This window comes from Pseudoalteromonas sp. c7(2019) (genome assembly GCF_011378625.1).
Taxonomy (GTDB): Bacteria; Pseudomonadota; Gammaproteobacteria; order Enterobacterales; family Alteromonadaceae; genus Pseudoalteromonas; species Pseudoalteromonas arctica.
Map to the genome: position 1 here is coordinate 1 of NZ_WTKS01000079.1, position 466 is coordinate 466.

The 466-nt window shown below is 38.8% G+C and carries 1 protein-coding gene; it reads right to left on the reverse strand.

The window, feature by feature from the left end:
• On the reverse strand, window positions 1-466 hold a 466-nt coding region (locus tag GQR38_RS20090), incomplete at both ends, for a CBS domain-containing protein (protein WP_165738050.1).

The following is a 466-nucleotide window of genomic DNA, read 5'->3' on the forward strand; positions in this document are numbered from 1 at the left end:
CTTGGTCATATCGCGGTCAGTTACCAAACCAACAATTTTTCCATTTTCAGTAATAACGGCAGTCGGAGAACAAACCGCCATGATCTCTTCAGCTACTTTTCTAATGGGAGTACTTGAGTCAACTACTACAATTTTATCACTCGATACTTCGGATACTTTTTTAACAAACACCCCTTTTTCACTGTCTGACCACACAACATCTAATGCCGAATGCAAACGTACTTGTACATTACTGGCAAAATGCTCTGCAAAGTCTGGATATTCATCTAAGAGATTCAACAAATCTGAATGAGGAACTAAGTATAATAAAGTGTTTTCTATTGCGATTGCGCTGTAGTCTTCTTGCGATTCTTTGTGTTCATCAAGGAAAGTAAAACCAAATAAATCTTCAGCGCCTAGCTTCGCTCGCAGCATGCCATTATGTTTTCGTTGTTCCATCGAGCCAGTTCGAATCACATATAGATAA